Source organism: Salisediminibacterium halotolerans, from assembly GCF_003814815.1.
Lineage (GTDB): Bacteria > Bacillota > Bacilli > Bacillales > Salisediminibacteriaceae > Salisediminibacterium > Salisediminibacterium halotolerans.
Window position 1 is genome coordinate 22996 of sequence record NZ_RKQQ01000005.1, and the last position, 14833, is coordinate 37828.

General features: G+C 47.8%; 11 protein-coding genes and 1 other annotated feature (1 of these 12 cut by a window edge). All 11 genes read left to right on the forward strand.

All coding sequences use genetic code 11. From position 1 onward, the window contains the following. Window positions 1–17, forward strand: a sequence feature (ribosomal protein L10 leader region); it begins 119 nt to the left of the window's first position. A 50-nt stretch (window positions 18–67) separates the two neighbouring features. The 11 genes from rplJ (at window position 68) to rpsJ (ending at window position 14790) form a co-directional block, all read left to right on the forward strand. Further along, window positions 68–565, forward strand: coding sequence for a 50S ribosomal protein L10 (gene rplJ / locus EDD67_RS09650; RefSeq protein ID WP_093073181.1), 498 nt, complete (start codon window positions 68–70; stop codon window positions 563–565). Window positions 566–623: 58 nt separating this feature from the next. After that, window positions 624–980 carry a 50S ribosomal protein L7/L12 gene (gene rplL, locus EDD67_RS09655; RefSeq protein ID WP_093073180.1) on the forward strand — a complete coding sequence of 119 codons (357 nt, stop codon included), beginning with the start codon at window positions 624–626 and terminating at the stop codon, window positions 978–980. 78 nt (window positions 981–1058) lie between these two features. Beyond that, entirely contained in the window at window positions 1059–1664 is a 606-nt protein-coding gene (locus EDD67_RS09660; protein WP_121439871.1) for a class I SAM-dependent methyltransferase, read from the forward strand. 382 nt (window positions 1665–2046) lie between these two features. Beyond that, window positions 2047–5592, forward strand: coding sequence for a DNA-directed RNA polymerase subunit beta (gene rpoB, locus EDD67_RS09665; protein WP_121439872.1), 3546 nt, complete (start codon window positions 2047–2049; stop codon window positions 5590–5592). A 36-nt stretch (window positions 5593–5628) separates the two neighbouring features. Beyond that, complete coding sequence (gene rpoC / locus EDD67_RS09670; RefSeq protein WP_121439873.1) at window positions 5629–9237, forward strand: DNA-directed RNA polymerase subunit beta'; 3609 nt, start codon at window positions 5629–5631, stop codon at window positions 9235–9237. An 80-nt stretch (window positions 9238–9317) separates the two neighbouring features. Further along, window positions 9318–9566: a 50S ribosomal protein L7ae-like protein gene (locus EDD67_RS09675; RefSeq protein ID WP_121439874.1), complete on the forward strand. Its 249-nt coding sequence runs from the start codon at window positions 9318–9320 to the stop codon at window positions 9564–9566. A gap of 108 nt (window positions 9567–9674) precedes the next feature. Further along, window positions 9675–10097 (forward strand): 30S ribosomal protein S12, encoded by a 423-nt coding sequence (rpsL, locus tag EDD67_RS09680; protein WP_121439875.1) that lies wholly within the window; start codon window positions 9675–9677, stop codon window positions 10095–10097. Window positions 10098–10149: 52 nt separating this feature from the next. Next, a complete protein-coding gene (gene rpsG, locus EDD67_RS09685; protein WP_093073173.1) occupies window positions 10150–10620 on the forward strand; it encodes a 30S ribosomal protein S7 in 471 nt (156 codons plus the stop codon). 102 nt (window positions 10621–10722) lie between these two features. Continuing rightward, window positions 10723–12810 carry an elongation factor G gene (gene fusA / locus EDD67_RS09690; RefSeq protein ID WP_121439876.1) on the forward strand — a complete coding sequence of 696 codons (2088 nt, stop codon included), beginning with the start codon at window positions 10723–10725 and terminating at the stop codon, window positions 12808–12810. A 117-nt stretch (window positions 12811–12927) separates the two neighbouring features. Next, on the forward strand, window positions 12928–14118 hold the full coding sequence (tuf, locus tag EDD67_RS09695) for an elongation factor Tu (RefSeq protein WP_121439877.1): 1191 nt from the start codon (window positions 12928–12930) through the stop codon (window positions 14116–14118). Between the two features lie 363 nt (window positions 14119–14481). Then, window positions 14482–14790, forward strand: a complete 309-nt coding sequence (gene rpsJ, locus EDD67_RS09700) for a 30S ribosomal protein S10 (RefSeq protein ID WP_093073170.1) — start codon at window positions 14482–14484, stop codon at window positions 14788–14790. Window positions 14791–14833: the final 43 nt, after the last annotated feature.

A 14833-nucleotide genomic window follows, 5' to 3' on the forward strand; every position in this document is an offset into this window, starting at 1 on the left:
GCAATTATTTTGTCTATGATGTAAGTTGATACGGCAGGTACGAGTTTATTTTATTGGAGGTGTCAGAATGAGTGCAGTGATTGAGCAAAAGCAGCAAGTTGTTGACGAAATCACAACAAAACTGCAAAACAGTCAATCGACGATTATCGTGGATTACCGCGGCTTAGATGTTGCGGAAGTTTCCGAGCTTCGCCGTCAATTGCGCGAAGCAGGTGTAGATTACAAAGTCTACAAAAACACGATGGTTCGCCGTGCAACAGAAAAAACCGGTTTGACTGAACTGGATGAACTGCTTGTTGGACCGACAGCAATTGCATTCAGCAACGACGATGTTGTGGCTCCGGCGAAAGTATTGAATAATTTCGCAAAAGAGCACAGCGCATTGGAGCTGAAAGGCGGCGTTGTTCAAGGAGAGGTTACATCCCTCGCAAAAATCAAAGAATTGGCAGAGATTCCTTCACAAGAAGGCCTCTTGTCGATGTTCCTCAACGTCTTGCAAGCGCCGATCCGAAACATGGCGCTCGCAACAAAAGCCGTTGCGGATCAGAAAGAAGAAAGCGCGTAATACTGAAATACGACCAAACAGCCTGACGGCTTAAATTATTATTAGGAGGAATATCATCATGTCTCAACAAGAAATTATTGATGCGATCAAAGAGATGTCCGTTTTGGAATTGAACGACCTTGTAAAAGCAATTGAAGAAGAATTTGGCGTTACAGCCGCTGCACCGGTTGCAGCAGCCGGCCCGGCTGAAGTTGAAGAAGAGCAAACAGAATTCGACGTTGTTCTTGAAGACGCAGGCGCTTCTAAAATCAACGTAATCAAAGTTGTTCGCGAAATCACCGGCCTCGGTCTTAAAGACGCAAAAGGTCTTGTCGATGCACTTCCGGCGCCGCTTAAAGAAGGCGTAGAAAAAGAAGATGCTGAAGCAATGAAGAGCCAGCTTGAAGAAGCAGGTGCGAAAGTAGAATTGAAATAATAACGTGATACAAAAAGGACCCGCTTTGTTTAGCAAAGCGGGTCCTTTCTATCTGTCGAAGTTTTAGGAGGGTGCGTTATGAGTGATCATTATTACAGCCATAATCCGAATATTGACAGCAAGCGGCGCGAGATTCGTATATCTCTTCGAGGGAAGCCGTTTTCGTTCATGCTTGATCGCGGTGTGTTTGCTTCTGCAGGTCTGGATTTTGGAACACAAGTTTTAATTGAATCGTTTGCAGAACCGGCCGTTGACGGACCGATACTTGATATCGGCTGCGGCTGGGGGGCGATCGGTATTTCGCTAGCTGTTTTCTACCCTGAAAGAGACTGGGTCATGCTCGATGTCAATCAGCGGTCTGCAGACTTAGCGCGAGAAAACGCCGTCAAAAACCGCGCCGATAATTGTGAAATACTCTGTCAAGATATCCGTGATTTTCCGGCAAACAGGACGTTTGCAGCCGTGGTGACGAATCCGCCTGTTCGCGCCGGCAAAGATACTGTATTTGCGATTTATGAAAAAGCTTATGAACTGCTCGGGCGCGGCGGAGAATTGTGGGTTGTTATTCAGAAAAAGCAAGGCGCGCCATCTACTGAAAATAAACTGAAAGAACTCGGTTTTTCCGTGACGCTCGCGGCAAAGAAAAAAGGCTATCAAATATTCCGGGCGACACGTATTGACTGAGGGAGTCGGTTGTGTTAATGTTATTTAATGCGTATGACTGTAAAAAAGATAATAGGGCGATTATGCTCTAAAATCGCTCAGCGAATCTTACAGTTCAAAAACAAGAAGAATATGGAAGAGAAATATAAAAAGGGTGATTTGCATAAACGAGAACGTCATTTAGTTGTAGGAAACAACCTTTGGCGCTTTTCCTCGATGAACCCTTTTTTCTTTATTCTCTAAACGAAAGCAAAATTCCTCTGTTTCTTTTCATTTTCCACGAATTAATTGCTTCATCTTCTTTGCTTTCGCAAAGAAGGAAATCAAGATCGGTCAAAGGCAGCGGGTGTGAAAAAACCCGGTCTTTTGATGATAAATACGATAGGTTTGAGGGGTGAATGAGTTGACAGGTCAACTAGTTCAGTATGGACGCCACCGCCAGAGAAGAAGTTATGCCCGAATCAGTGAAGCTATGGAACTCCCTTATTTAATTGAGATTCAAACAGCTTCCTACCAATGGTTTTTAGATGAGGGGATTCGCGAAATGTTTCAAGATATTTCGCCGATTGAGGATTTTACGGGTAATCTCGTTCTCGAGTTTATTGATTACTCATTAGGAGAGCCGAAATACCCTGTAGATGAATCAAAAGAACGCGACGTGACGTATTCCGCTCCGCTTCGCGTGAAAGTCCGTCTCATTAATAAGGAGACCGGCGAAGTGAAAGAGCAGGAAGTCTTTATGGGTGACTTCCCGCTGATGAGCGACACAGGGACGTTTATTATTAACGGAGCTGAGCGTGTTATTGTTTCCCAGCTCGTCCGTTCACCGAGTGTCTATTTTAATGACAAAGTAGACAAAAACGGCAAGAAAGGTCATACCGCAACGGTTATTCCAAATCGCGGTGCTTGGCTAGAGTTGGAAACGGACGCGAAGGACGTCGTTTATGTGCGGATTGACCGTACACGAAAAATCCCGGCGACTGTGCTTCTTCGCGCACTTGGCTTCGGTTCAGATCAGGAAATCATCGATCTGCTCGGAGAAGATGAATATTTGCGCAATACGTTGGAAAAAGATAACACCGACTCGGCAGAAAAAGCGCTTCTGGAAATCTATGAGCGCCTCCGTCCAGGGGAGCCGCCGACGGTTGACAGCGCAAAAAGCCTGCTTGAATCACGTTTTTTTGATCCGAAACGCTATGATCTGGCAAATGTCGGACGCTATAAAATGAACAAAAAACTTCATATTAAAAACCGGCTGTTCAATCAGACTCTGGCTGAAACGCTCGTTGACCCGGAAACAGGGGAAATTATCGCCGAGGACGGTGCGGTCATCGACCGGCGTCTGTTAGATAAACTCATCCCGTATTTAGAGAATAATGTCGGCTTTGAACGTGTAAACCTGCACGGCGGAGTCATTGATGACGAAGATGTCGATCTTCAGGCTGTGCGAATTTATTCACAGGATCAAAATGAACAAGATACCGTCATCAAAGTTATTTCTAACGGCCAAATTGATGAGAAAACGAAAAATATCACGCCGCAAGACATCATTTCTTCAATCAGCTATTTCTTTAATCTGCTTCACGGTGTCGGCAATACCGATGACATTGACCATTTAGGCAATCGCCGTCTGCGCTCTGTAGGGGAATTGCTGCAAAACCAATTCCGCATCGGCCTTTCGAGAATGGAACGTGTTGTCCGTGAACGCATGTCGATTCAAGATGCCAATACGATCACGCCGCAGGCGCTGATTAATATTCGCCCGGTGATTGCATCGATCAAAGAGTTTTTCGGCAGTTCACAGCTGTCTCAGTTTATGGACCAAACGAACCCATTGGCTGAGCTGACGCATAAACGCCGTCTGTCTGCACTCGGCCCCGGCGGATTAACCCGCGAACGCGCCGGTTTTGAAGTTCGCGACGTGCATTATTCTCACTATGGAAGAATGTGTCCGATCGAAACACCGGAAGGTCCGAACATCGGTCTGATTAACTCGCTTTCCTCTTACGCTAAAGTGAATCCGTTCGGTTTCATCGAAACACCGTACCGGAAAGTCGATCACGAAACGGGCTGCGTGTCGGAGCAAGTTGATTATTTAACCGCTGATGAAGAAGACAATTACATTGTCGCGCAAGCAAACGCCAAGCTTAATGAGGACGGCAGCTTCACGGACGAGAATATTATCGCCCGGTTCCGCGGCGAGAACATCATCGTTCCGCGCGAGCAGATTGACTACATGGACGTTTCTCCTAAGCAAGTGGTATCAGCTGCGACGGCATGTATTCCGTTTTTAGAAAATGACGACTCCAACCGCGCTCTTATGGGTGCAAACATGCAGCGTCAGGCCGTACCGCTTATTGAACCGCGTTCCCCGCTAGTCGGAACAGGCATGGAATACGTTTCTGCTAAAGATTCGGGCGCAGCTGTTGTTGCCAAACGCAAAGGACGCGTTGAAAAAGTCACCGCGAAATTTGTAGATGTGCGTGAATTTGAAGAAGTAGACGGTAAAGAAGTTGAAGGCAATGTCAGCCGTTACAACTTTATGAAGTTTGAGCGCTCCAACCAAGGTTCTTGCTATAATCAGCGTCCAATTGTCAGCGAAGGCATTGTCGTTGAAAAAGGCGAGATTCTTGCTGACGGCTCCTCAATGGAAAAAGGCGAGATGGCGCTCGGTCAGAACGTGCTTGTCGGATTTATGACGTGGGACGGCTACAATTATGAGGATGCGATCATTCTCAGTGAACGTCTCGTTAAAGACGATGTTTATACGTCGATTCACATCGAAGAGTATGAATCAGAGTCCCGAGATACGAAACTCGGTCCCGAAGAGATCACCCGCGACATTCCAAATGTCGGCGAAGATGCCCTCAGCAACCTTGATGAGCGCGGAATTATCCGCGTCGGCGCCGAGGTGAAAGACAGCGACATTCTCGTCGGCAAAGTGACGCCTAAAGGTGTGACAGAGCAGACAGCGGAAGAGCGTTTGCTTCATGCTATCTTTGGCGAAAAAGCCCGTGAAGTCCGGGATACATCGTTGCGCGCACCGCACGGCGGAGACGGCATCGTATTAGACGTTAAAGTCTTTAACCGTGAAGACGGCGATGAATTGCCGCCGGGCGTGAATCAGCTCGTCCGTGTTTATATCGTGCAGAAACGAAAAATCAACGAAGGCGATAAAATGGCCGGACGCCACGGAAACAAGGGTGTTATTTCAAAAATTCTTCCTGAAGAAGATATGCCGTTCATGCCGGACGGCACACCGATCGATATTATGTTGAACCCGCTCGGTGTTCCTTCACGAATGAACATCGGCCAAGTACTTGAGCTTCATATGGGCATGGCTGCACGGCAGCTCGGCATGCATATTTCAACACCGGTATTTGACGGCGCCCGTGAAGAGGACGTATGGGAAACGATTGAAGAAGCCGGAATGGCACGAGATGGAAAGACAGTCCTGTATGACGGCCGAACCGGCGAAGCATTTGACAACCGTGTCTCTGTTGGAGTCAGCTATATGATCAAGCTGGCACACATGGTTGACGATAAACTGCATGCTCGTTCGACCGGGCCTTACTCACTTGTCACGCAACAGCCGCTCGGCGGAAAAGCGCAATTCGGCGGACAGCGTTTTGGCGAGATGGAAGTTTGGGCCTTGGAAGCTTACGGCGCTGCGTATACACTTCAAGAGATTCTTACAGTGAAATCGGATGACACGATCGGCCGTGTAAAAACGTACGAGGCGATCGTTAAAGGCGAGAATGTGCCGGAGCCGGGCGTCCCTGAATCATTTAAAGTTCTGATTAAAGAGCTTCAAAGCTTAGGGATGGATGTGAAGATGCTTTCGAGCAACGATGAAGAAATTGAAATGCTCGAGATTGATGAAGAAGAAGAGCAGCCGAACGAAAAGCTTCAGTTAAACTTGGAGCCGGAAGAAGGAACGAACGCGTAACGGGAGAACTTGAATGTTGAAAGGGAGGTTGGCCCCTTGATAGATGTAAATAATTTTGAGTATATGAAAATCGGCCTCGCTTCGTCGGATAAAATCCGCTCTTGGTCAAGAGGGGAAGTTAAGAAGCCGGAGACGATCAATTACCGGACGTTAAAACCGGAAAAAGACGGGCTGTTTTGCGAACGGATTTTCGGACCGACAAAAGATTGGGAATGCCACTGCGGAAAATACAAACGCGTTCGCTACAAAGGCGTTGTCTGTGACCGTTGCGGTGTAGAAGTAACACGTGCAAAAGTTCGCCGCGAGCGGATGGGGCACATCGAACTTGCTGCACCGGTATCGCACATCTGGTATTTCAAAGGAATTCCGAGCCGCATGGGACTTGTTTTAGACATGTCCCCGCGGTCGCTGGAAGAGGTCATTTATTTCGCGTCTTATATTGTCACCGACCCGGGCGACACGCCGCTAGAATTAAAGCAGCTCCTCTCAGAAAAAGAATACCGTAATTACCGCGATAAATACGGCCGTTCATTTTCTGCTGAAATGGGTGCGGAAGGTATCCGCAAACTGCTCGAAAATATCGATTTAGATAAAGAAGCAAACCATTTAAAAGAAGAGTTGGAAACGGCTCAAGGCCAGCGGCGTACGCGGGCGATTAAGCGCCTTGAAGTGTTGGAAGCATTCCGTAATTCCGATAACAATCCGTCATGGATGGTTTTGGATGTACTGCCGATTATTCCGCCGGAATTGCGCCCAATGGTCCAGCTTGACGGCGGGCGGTTTGCAACGTCGGATTTGAACGACCTGTACCGCCGAGTGATTAACCGAAACAACCGTCTAAAACGGCTTTTGGATCTCGGCGCGCCGAACATTATTGTGCAAAATGAAAAGCGTATGCTCCAAGAAGCTGTCGATGCGCTGATCGACAACGGCCGTCGGGGCCGTCCGGTCACCGGACCGGGGAACCGGCCGCTGAAATCACTTTCGCACATGCTGAAAGGAAAGCAGGGCCGCTTCCGTCAGAACCTGCTCGGTAAGCGTGTGGACTATTCCGGGCGTTCGGTTATCGTCGTCGGCCCGAGCTTGAAAATGTATCAGTGCGGTCTGCCGAAAGAGATGGCGCTCGAACTGTTCAAGCCGTTTGTGATGAAAGAACTTGTCAGCCGAGGAATCTCGCACAATATAAAAAGCGCTAAGCGCAAAGTCGAACGTGTGCAGCCGGAAGTATGGGATGTGCTCGAAGAAGTGATCCGCGAGCATCCGGTGCTGTTAAACCGTGCACCGACACTTCACCGTCTCGGTATTCAAGCATTTGAACCCGTGTTGGTTGAAGGCCGCGCGATTAAGCTTCACCCGCTCGTATGTACGGCTTACAACGCAGACTTTGACGGGGACCAAATGGCGGTTCACGTTCCGCTTTCTGCCGAAGCACAAGCCGAGTCGCGGATTCTGATGCTTGCTGCGCAAAACATCTTGAACCCGAAAGACGGCAAACCGGTTGTTACACCGTCACAAGATATGGTTTTAGGTAACTATTACTTGACGCTCGAACGAAAAGGCGCACTCGGCGAAGGGAATGTTTACAACGGCCCGAATGAAGTGCTCACTGCCTATCAAAACGGGTACGCCCACTTGCACAGCCGAATCGCGGTCCCGGTAAACTCTGTCGGAAAGATGAATTTTGATAAAAAATACAGCGGGCATTTACTGCTGACTTCTGTCGGAAAAATCATTTTTAATGAAATTTTGCCGGACTCGTTCCCGTATATTAACGAACCGACGAGAGAAAACCTTGAAGAAGTAACGCCGGAAAAATACTTCGCTCAACCGACAGAGGATATCAAAGCCCTGTTCGCTGAACGTGAAGTTGTTCCGCCGTTTAAAAAAGGCTTCCTCGGCGATATCATTGCCGAAGTCTTTAAGAAGTTTAAGATTTCAGAAACATCCGTTATGCTCGACCGTATGAAAGATCTCGGTTTCTATTATTCAACAAAAGCCGGCATTACAATCGGTGTTTCAGACATTGTTGTTCTAAGCGACAAGCAGGACATTCTTGACGATGCCGAGGCGAAAGTCGACCGGATCATGAAGCAGTTTAAGCGCGGTCTGATCACGGAAGAAGAGCGCTATGATAAAGTCATTGAAGTGTGGAGCGAAGCGAAAGATATCATTCAAGATAAGCTTCTCGGCACGTTGGACATTACCAACCCGATCTTTATGATGAGCGACTCCGGTGCCCGGGGTAACGCATCAAACTTCACACAGCTTGCCGGCATGCGCGGACTGATGGCGAATCCGTCCGGACGCATCATCGAATTGCCGATCAAATCAAGTTTCCGTGAAGGATTGACAGTTCTCGAGTACTTTATTTCGACACACGGGGCGCGTAAAGGCCTCGCCGACACAGCGCTTAAAACAGCGGACTCGGGTTACTTAACCCGCCGTCTTGTCGATGTTGCGCAAGATGTTATTGTCCGTGAAGATGATTGCGGAACCGACCGCGGCCTCGATGTCCAAGCGATTAAAGAAGGCAACGAAGTCATTGAAAGCTTGTTTGACCGTCTTGTCGGACGCACGGCATTCCAAAAAATCTACCATCCTGAAACCGGCGAATTGCTCGTTGACCGTAATGAGCAAATCGGTGATGAAATGGCGAAGACAATCGAAGACGCCGGGATCGAAGAAGTGCGGATCCGTTCTGTCTTTACATGTGATACCGAACACGGCGCTTGTAAAAAATGTTACGGCCGAAACTTGGCAACCGGGCAAGAAGTTGAAGTCGGCGAAGCTGTCGGCATCATTGCCGCGCAATCGATCGGCGAACCGGGTACGCAGCTGACGATGCGTACGTTCCACACCGGCGGAGTTGCCGGGGATGACATCACACAAGGTCTCCCTCGTATTCAAGAAGTAGTGGAAGCGCGTAACCCGAAAGGTCAAGCGGTTATTTCAGAAATTGAAGGCACTGTTTCTGAGATTAAAGAAGCTTCGGATAAAAAAGAGATCGTTGTTCAGGGAATGGTTGAAACCCGAACGTATACGACTCTTCAAGGAGCGCGCCTGAAAGTAGCGGAAGGCGATGACGTCATTCCGGGACAAAGCTTGACAGAAGGGTCAATCGATCCGAAAGAACTGCTTGCAGTTTCCGGTGTGATGGGTGTACAGGAATACCTTCTCAGAGAAGTTCAAAAAGTATACCGTATGCAAGGTGTTGAAATCGGCGACAAACACGTTGAAGTGATGGTTCGTCAAATGATGCGGAAAGTACGTGTCATTGATTCCGGCGATACAGATATTCTTCCGGGATCGCTGGTGGAAATTCATCAATTTAATGAAGCCAACCGGGAGATCCTCCTGCGAAACGGACGGCCTTCAACCGGACGGCCGGTCTTGCTCGGTATTACGAAAGCATCGCTGGAAACGGACTCGTTCCTGTCAGCGGCATCTTTCCAAGAAACAACTCGCGTCTTGACCGATGCGGCCATTAAAGGCAAGCGTGACGAATTGGTCGGCTTAAAAGAAAACGTCATTATCGGAAAACTTGTCCCAGCCGGTACAGGCATGCAACGCTACCGTCAGCTGGAATCGTCGCAAAAAGATGAAACAGAGGCTGAATTATCCGAAGAAATGACACTGCAAGATTAAATTGTTATTGACAGTCCAAAAACACGGTGGTACTATATCATAGTGTGCCAAATACCTGATGCTTTGGAGGATACAAAGTGATGTCTTATGAAAAAGTAGCGCAGGCAACGAATAAAGTTGTGGGCACGAAGCAGACATTAAAAGCACTGGAACATCAACAGGTCAAAGAGCTCATCGTTGCTGAAGATGCCGATCCAGACGTTCTTCGGAAAGTGTTGGATGCAGCTGACAGTCAAGAACTGCTGATTGAACGCGTTGATTCTATGAAGAAACTCGGGAAAGCATGCGGGATTGATGTTAACGCAGCGATCGTAGCAATTAAAAAGTAAAAAAGTTTTTGCCGGCTTAAGCGGCCGGTAAAAACTTTCCTTTTACCCATTTATGAACCACCTGGACCAGTGGGCTTGAATACTTTGAAAAGAAGGGAGGAAACAACGATGCCAACAATCAATCAACTTGTACGCAAAGGCCGGCAAGATAAGCCGAAAAAGGCGCATTCACCGGCTTTGAACAAAGGGTATAACAGCTACAAGAAAAAGATGACAGACGAAGATTCACCGCAAAAACGAGGTGTATGCACAAGAGTCGGCACAATGACACCGAAGAAGCCGAACTCGGCACTGCGTAAGTATGCGCGTGTACGTCTGACAAACCAGATTGAAGTTACTGCTTATATCCCGGGCGTCGGTCACAACCTGCAAGAGCACAGTGTTGTCCTTATTCGCGGCGGGCGAGTAAAAGACTTGCCTGGTGTACGTTATCATATCGTGCGCGGCGCACTGGACACAGCCGGAGTTGAAGGCCGTAAGCAAAGCCGTTCCAAGTACGGAACGAAGCTCGGGAAAAAGAAAAAGCGCTAATTAATCGCAATCAGTTTAATAAAATTTGAAAATCCCGAAAGGAGGGACTTTGATGCCACGTAAAGGACCAGTACCACGCAGAGATGTGTTGGCTGACCCGATTTATGATTCTAAATTGGTCACTCGTCTTATTAACCGTATTATGATTGATGGAAAACGAGGAAAAGCTCAAACGATTCTTTATCGTTCATTTGATATCGTCCGTGAACGCGGAGGCAACGATCCGCAAGAGGTGTTTGAACAAGCACTGAAAAATATCATGCCAGTACTTGAGGTAAAAGCACGCCGTGTCGGCGGTGCGAACTACCAAGTACCGATTGAAGTGAAGCCGGATCGCCGCACGACACTCGGACTTCGTTGGCTCGTGCATTATGCACGCCTTCGCGGTGAAAAGACAATGGAAGAACGTCTTGCAAACGAAATTCTTGACGCAGCAAACAACACAGGAGCTGCAGTGAAAAAGCGTGAAGATACTCACAAAATGGCTGAAGCGAACAAAGCATTCGCTCACTATCGTTGGTAATCTGCGAAAAACCGCAGAGGAGTATGCAACAGGGAGAAAAGCCAGACCTTTTCTCCCGGCGCTCCATCACTAAACAAGAGAAAAGGAAGGAGAAGTTGACGAATGGCACGAGAATTCTCCTTAGAAAAGACTCGTAATATCGGGATCATGGCGCACATTGATGCAGGGAAAACGACTGCAACAGAGCGTATTCTTTTCTATACAGGCCGTATTCATAAAATTGGAGAAACACATGACGGCGGTTCACAAATGGACTGGATGTCACAAGAACAAGAGCGCGGAATTACGATTACGTCAGCAGCGACAACAGCCCGCTGGGACGATCACCGCATTAATATCATTGATACACCGGGGCACGTAGACTTCACAGTTGAAGTAGAACGTTCTTTGCGCGTGTTGGACGGCGCAGTAGCTGTTTTAGACGCACAATCCGGTGTTGAACCGCAAACCGAAACGGTGTGGCGCCAAGCGACGACCTACGGTGTACCGCGAGTTGTCTTTGTTAACAAGATGGACAAAGTCGGTGCGGACTTCATTTATTCGTTAGGCACACTCAGTAATCGTCTCGGAGCAAACGCTGCGGCAATTCAGCTGCCGATCGGCGCTGAAGACGAGTTCGAAGGTATTATTGACCTTGTACAAATGAAAGCTTACTTTTATTTAGACGATCTCGGAACAAGAAGTGAAGAGCGTGAAATTCCGGATGAGTACAAAGATCAGGCGGAAGAATACCGTGACAAACTGCTTGAAGCCGTATCCGAATTCGATGAAGATATGATGATGAAGTACTTAGAAGGCGAAGACGTAACAGAAGAGGAACTTCAGCGCGCGATTCGTAAAGGAACGTTAAGCGTTGATTTTTACCCGGTTCTTTGCGGTTCAGCCTTCAAAAACAAAGGTGTTCAGCTTCTGCTTGATGCCGTTATCGCTTATCTGCCGTCTCCAAAAGACGTTGCTGCGATCGAAGGTGAAGATTCTGAAACAGGTGAAAAAGTACTTCGTAAACCGGGTGATGAAGAACCGTTCTCAGCACTGGCGTTTAAGGTTGCTACCGACCCTTACGTCGGTAAGCTTACATTCTTCCGCGTTTACTCCGGCATGATTAACGCCGGCTCCTATGTAAACAACTCGACGAAGAATAAGCGTGAGCGTATGGGACGGATTCTGCAAATGCACGCGAACCACCGTGAAGAGATTTCAACTTGCTATTCCGGTGATATCGCTGCTGGTGTCGGTTTAAAAGACACCTCAACGGGCGATACGCTCTGTGCAGAAAAAGAGCATGTCATTCTTGAAACGATGGACTTCCCGGATCCGGTTATCTCGCTTTCTGTTGAACCTAAATCAAAAGCAGACCAAGACAAAATGGGTATCGCGCTGCAAAAACTTGCCGAAGAAGACCCGACATTTAAAACGCACACGGATGAAGAAACAGGACAAACGATCATCGCCGGTATGGGTGAACTTCACCTTGATATTATTGTTGACCGTTTGAAGCGCGAATTCAAAGTGGAAGCAAATGTCGGCGCGCCGCAAGTATCCTACCGTGAAACAATCCGCGAATCAGCGGAATGTGAAGGTAAATTTGTCCGTCAGTCCGGCGGTCGCGGCCAATACGGACACGTTTGGATCGAGTTTACGCCGAACGACGAAGGTGCAGGCTTCGAATTTATTGATAATATCGTCGGCGGTGTTGTTCCGCGCGAATATATCAATTCAGTTCAAGAAGGCGTTAAAGAGTCAATGGATAACGGTCTTCTTGCCGGCTATCCGGTTGTTGATATGAAAGCGCGTCTTTTCGACGGTTCTTATCACGACGTTGACTCCAACGAAATGGCATTTAAAGTGGCTGCTTCGATGGCGTTTAAAGAAGCAAAGAACAAATGTAAACCGGTTCTGCTCGAACCGCTCATGAAGGTTGAAGTTGTCATGCCTGAAGAATACATGGGCGACATTATGGGCGACATCACTTCCCGCCGCGGACGTGTAGAAGGTATGGACGCACGCGGGAATGCGCAAATTGTCCGTGCATTCGTCCCGCTTTCTGAAATGTTCGGTTACGCGACAGCGCTCCGTTCGAACACACAAGGCCGCGGGCAGTACACGATGCATTTCGACCATTATGCAGAAGTGCCTAAGAGCATTTCTGAAGACATCGTCAAAAAACAAGGCGGCGGAGCAAGCGAATAATTCGTCCGTTTATTGTCAGAACAAAAGTTTTGTTGTAAGCTGAGAAAGGCATAATGATTCACCTCATATGCCTTTCTTAAAAAAATAATTATGAAGATAATAAGGAGGATTCCGATCATGGCAAAAGAAAAATTTGATCGTTCCAAAACGCATGCCAACATTGGCACAATTGGTCACGTTGACCACGGTAAAACAACGCTGACAGCAGCTATCACTTACGTGCTGCACAAAAATTCCGGTAAAGGTACTGCAATGGCTTATGACCAAATCGACGGCGCACCGGAAGAGCGCGAGCGCGGAATCACAATTTCAACTGCACACGTTGAGTATGAAACAGATACTCGTCACTATGCACACGTTGACTGCCCGGGACACGCTGACTATGTTAAAAACATGATCACTGGCGCGGCGCAAATGGACGGAGCGATTCTCGTTGTATCCGCTGCTGACGGCCCAATGCCGCAAACGCGTGAGCACATCTTGCTTTCCCGTCAAGTAGGTGTTCCTGCGATTGTTGTCTTCTTGAACAAAACAGACCAAGTAGACGACGAGGAACTGCTTGAGCTCGTTGAAATGGAAGTTCGCGACCTGCTTTCTGAGTACGACTTCCCTGGCGACGACATCCCGGTAACAAAAGGTTCTGCTCTTCTCGCGCTTGAAGGCAACGAAGAGCACGAGCAAGCGATCGTTGACTTGATGCAATCCGTTGACGACTTCATCCCGACACCGGACCGTGACAAAGACAAGCCGTTCATGATGCCGGTTGAGGACGTCTTCTCCATCACTGGCCGCGGAACAGTTGCAACAGGCCGTGTTGAGCGCGGACAGTTAAACGTCGGTGACGAAGTTGAAATCATCGGTTTCGACGAAGATTCCCGTAAAACAACTGTTACTGGTGTTGAAATGTTCCGTAAGCTTCTTGACTATGCAGAAGCAGGCGACAACATCGGTGCACTTCTGCGCGGTGTAAGCCGTGACGACATTAAGCGCGGACAGGTTCTCGCGAAGCCGAAGACCATCACACCGCACACGAAATTCCAAGCGGAAGTTTATGTTCTGTCTAAAGACGAAGGCGGCCGTCATACACCGTTCTTTAACAACTACCGCCCGCAATTCTACTTCCGTACAACGGACGTAACAGGAATCATCGATCTGCCGGAAGGCGTTGAAATGGTTATGCCTGGCGACAACGTAGAAATGACAGTTGAATTGATCGCGCCGATCGCGATCGAAGAAGGTACGAAGTTCTCTATCCGCGAAGGCGGACGTACTGTCGGTGCCGGCGTTGTTGCGTCAATCACTGAGTAATATTTGTTATTGAATCTTCAATAATACTGTGTAAACCGGTTAGGCCTTTGCTGCCTAACCGGTTTTTTATCTAATTAATGAAAGAATTCGAATTTTATACACCGGACTCGAGAAAAATTTTCGAAAGATGTTGAAATTCATAGGGCAGGTCTGTATAATAAATCAAGTGTGACCCGAGGAAATGCAATGAAAAGTATTGCATCGCAGGCGCGATTCTTGTATACTATTTCATGTTGGTCACTTGACAGGCAATGATCTGAAAGGTTGCTGACACACCCGGCCCCTTTGCCATGGGAAGGTGTGGGGAAATTTTCAGGGAGCAAGTCTATTTCCATAAAAATGGGCGAAAAAGGAGGTCATCAAATGGCAAAAGAAAAGATTCGTATTCGATTAAAAGCGTATGATCATCGTGTACTCGATCAATCTGCAGAAAAAATTGTAGACACCGCAAAGCGATCAGGTGCCGGCGTTTCCGGTCCGATCCCGCTTCCGACAGAAAAGTCGATCTACACAATTTTGCGTTCAGTGCACAAGCACAAAGATGCGCGTGAGCAATTCGAAATGCGCACACACAAACGTTTAATCGATATCTTAGAGCCGACACCGCAAACAGTCGATGCACTGATGCGATTGGATCTGCCATCCGGCGTAGATATTGAAATCAAGTTATAAATAACAGTCGTCAAGTTAAATAAACAAAAAAGATAACAGGAGG

Excerpts from the sequence above, each read along its gene's own strand:
- rplJ (WP_093073181.1), top strand. The coding sequence starts at position 68 with ATGAGTGCAGTGATTGAGCAAAAGCAGCAAGTTGTTGACGAAATCACA.
- rplL (WP_093073180.1), top strand. The coding sequence starts at position 624 with ATGTCTCAACAAGAAATTATTGATGCGATCAAAGAGATGTCCGTTTTG.
- EDD67_RS09660 (WP_121439871.1), top strand. The coding sequence starts at position 1,059 with ATGAGTGATCATTATTACAGCCATAATCCGAATATTGACAGCAAGCGG.
- EDD67_RS09675 (WP_121439874.1), top strand. The coding sequence starts at position 9,318 with ATGTCTTATGAAAAAGTAGCGCAGGCAACGAATAAAGTTGTGGGCACG.
- rpsL (WP_121439875.1), top strand. The coding sequence starts at position 9,675 with ATGCCAACAATCAATCAACTTGTACGCAAAGGCCGGCAAGATAAGCCG.
- rpsG (WP_093073173.1), top strand. The coding sequence starts at position 10,150 with ATGCCACGTAAAGGACCAGTACCACGCAGAGATGTGTTGGCTGACCCG.
- fusA (WP_121439876.1), top strand. The coding sequence starts at position 10,723 with ATGGCACGAGAATTCTCCTTAGAAAAGACTCGTAATATCGGGATCATG.
- tuf (WP_121439877.1), top strand. The coding sequence starts at position 12,928 with ATGGCAAAAGAAAAATTTGATCGTTCCAAAACGCATGCCAACATTGGC.
- rpsJ (WP_093073170.1), top strand. The coding sequence starts at position 14,482 with ATGGCAAAAGAAAAGATTCGTATTCGATTAAAAGCGTATGATCATCGT.